Source organism: Sphingomonas sp. FUKUSWIS1 (assembly GCF_000733135.1).
GTDB classification, from domain to species: domain Bacteria; phylum Pseudomonadota; class Alphaproteobacteria; order Sphingomonadales; family Sphingomonadaceae; genus Sphingomonas; species Sphingomonas aerolata.
This window is the reverse complement of record NZ_JPJC01000121.1, coordinates 6,255-8,733: the sequence shown is the minus strand read 5'-3', so window position 1 is coordinate 8,733 and position 2,479 is coordinate 6,255. Positions and strand designations below refer to the sequence as shown.

The following is a 2,479-nucleotide window of genomic DNA, read 5'->3' as shown; positions in this document are numbered from 1 at the left end:
GACATTGCCCGCATCGGGGCCCGCCACGAATACCGGGCCGCTCGCCCCGCCCAGCCGCACCGTCGCACGGCCGAGATCGTCGAACTCCGTACTGATATCGGTGATCGTGCTCATCTGCTCGAGCAACTGGTCGCGCTGGTCGCCGAGCTGCGCGGCGTTGGTCGACCCCTTCTGGCTACGCGCGATGCCGTCATTGACCTTGGCGAGCGCGGTACCGAACGAATTGAGCGTCTGCGTCGCCTGGCGCGTCGCGGTGTCGAGGTCGGCCGCCGCGGTGTCGAGCGCCTTGCCCGTCGCGGTGAACGCCGCGGCCGCGCTGGTCGCGGATTCGAGCATCACCGACCGGGCCGGCACCGAGGTCGGGTCCGCCGACAAGGTCTGCGCGGCGGAAAAGAAGCTGGTGAGACGATCGCCGAGCTTGTTGTCGGTCAGCGACGTCTCGATCCGCCCGAGCCAGGCCGCCGCGGTCTCCGTCCTGGCAAGATCCGACCCGGCGTTGCGGACCGCGAGCGAACGGAACGTGTCGGCCGAGCGCGAGATGCCGGTGACGGTGACGCCGTTGCTGCCCGTCGCGACGCTCGCATTGATCCCGCTGCCGATCGAGGTCACCTGGCCGAGATTCGTCGTACGCCGGGTATAACCCGCGGTGCCGGTGTTCGCGATGTTCTCGGACACGGTGTTCAGCGCGGTCTGGTACGCCCGCACGCCCGACGCGCCGATCGACAGGAGGTCGCTCATGGCGACGGCTCTGCCGCGCCCGGGTTAAGATCGGATTGCGATTTGGCGAGGAAATCGGTCATCGCCTTGCCGATGCCGAGCGGCGTGTGCTCGGCCATGGTCTGCGCGACGCGGGCGTCCTGCATCTCGGTAAAGGTGTCGAGCGCCTTGGATTCGAACAGCGAATCGCTCAATTTCGCCTGGCGCATGCTCTTCAGCATCATGCCGGTGAAGACCGCCTCGAACTTCTTGCCCGCCTTGTCGAGATTGTCGTTCGACTTCAGCCGGCTCGTATCGGTCGAGATGCCGCCCGCATCGATCGGGCCGGGGGCTGCGATCGGGCTCACAGGACGATCAACTCGGCCTTGAGCGCGCCGGCTTCCTTCAGCGCCTCGAGGATTGCGACCAGATCGGCGGGCGACGCGCCGATCGCGTTCACCGCCTTGACGATGTCGGCGAGCCTGGGGCCGGGGTTCAGCAGGAACATCGGGCGACGTTCCTCCTCGACCGCGACCGCGCTGTTCGGCGTGACGACGGTCTGGCCCTGGCTGAACGGCGCGGGCTGGCTCACCTGTGGCTTCTCGTCGATCCGCACCGTCAGCTTCCCATGCGTCACTGCGGCAGGCCCCACGCGCACCGCGGAGTTTATAACGACCGTACCGGTGCGCGCATTTACGATTACTTTTGCCGAGGGCTCGGCGGAGACCACGTCGAGATTCTCGATCGTCGACATCAGGGTCGCACGAACGTCCGCACCGACCGGCGCGCGGACCGCGACCGAAACCGCGTCGATCGCCTGCGCGCTGCCGAAGCCGAGCTTCGAATTGATCGCGCCCGCGACGTTCTGCGCGGTCGTGAAATCGGCACGCGCAAGGTTGAAGGTCAGCATCGGCGCGCTGTCGAACCCGGTCGCAACCGCCCGTTCGACCGTTGCGCCCTCGGGGATGCGCCCGGTCGAGGGGATGTTGACGACGATCTTCGACCCATCCGCACCTTCCGCGCCGAGCCCGCCGACCGCGAGATTGCCCTGCGCCATCGCATAGATCTGGTTATCCGCGCCGAGCAGCGGCGTCATGATCAGGCTGCCGCCGCGCAAGCTCTTGGCCTTGCCCATCGACGCGACGGTGATGTCGAGCCGCTGGCCGGGCTTGGCGAAGGGCGGCAGTTCGGCGGTGATCATCACCACCGCGGCGTTCTTCATCCCCGGATTGGCGTTGGGCGGCAGCTGCAGCCCGAAGCGCGACGCGACGGCTTTCAGCGACTGGACGGTATATTCCAGATTGTCGTCGCCCGTGCCGGGCAGCCCGACGACGATGCCGTAGCCGGTCAGCTGGTTCGACCGAATCCCCTGGAACCCGCCCAGGTCCTTGATCCGGTCTGCAGACGCCGGTGCTGCGATCAGGAGCGAGGCGAGGAGGGTGAGCAGGAAGCGCATGGTCACGGCCTCAGAAAGGGCTGACGACGGAGAAGAAGCGGCTGAGCCACCCCTGGCGGCCGGCGCGGGCGACGTCGCCCTTGCCGGTGTAAGAGATCTGCGCATCGGCGACCCGCGTCGACAGCACGCGGTTGTCGCGGTCGACATCGGCGGTGCGCACCAGCCCCTTGATCTTGAGGAACTCGTCGCCGCGGTTGAGCGTCACGCGCTTCTGCCCCTGCACGAGCATCGTGCCGTTGGGATAGACTTCGGCGACCGTCACGCTGACCTCGCCCGACAGCGAGTTCGCCTGGTCGGCGGCGCCCGCGCCGTTGAAGTTGCGCCCGC

The 2,479-nt window shown here is 67.6% G+C and carries 4 protein-coding genes; all 4 read right to left on the bottom strand.

Features of this window, described 5'->3' with window-relative positions; genetic code table 11:
* Positions 1-738 (bottom strand): FlgK family flagellar hook-associated protein (locus tag sphsw_RS08695; protein WP_031440262.1); only part of this gene is annotated, 738 nt, incomplete at its 3' end.
* A complete protein-coding gene (locus sphsw_RS08690) occupies positions 735-1,064 on the bottom strand; it encodes a rod-binding protein (RefSeq protein ID WP_031440261.1) in 330 nt (109 codons plus the stop codon). The genes sphsw_RS08695 and sphsw_RS08690, both read right to left, overlap by 4 nt.
* Positions 1,061-2,152 carry a flagellar basal body P-ring protein FlgI gene (locus sphsw_RS08685; RefSeq protein ID WP_031440260.1) on the bottom strand — a complete coding sequence of 364 codons (1,092 nt, stop codon included), beginning with the start codon at positions 2,150-2,152 and terminating at the stop codon, positions 1,061-1,063. The genes sphsw_RS08690 and sphsw_RS08685 overlap by 4 nt, the downstream gene beginning before the upstream one ends.
* A 10-nt stretch (positions 2,153-2,162) precedes the next feature.
* On the bottom strand, positions 2,163-2,479 hold a 317-nt coding region (locus tag sphsw_RS08680), incomplete at its 5' end, for a flagellar basal body L-ring protein FlgH (RefSeq protein WP_160172622.1).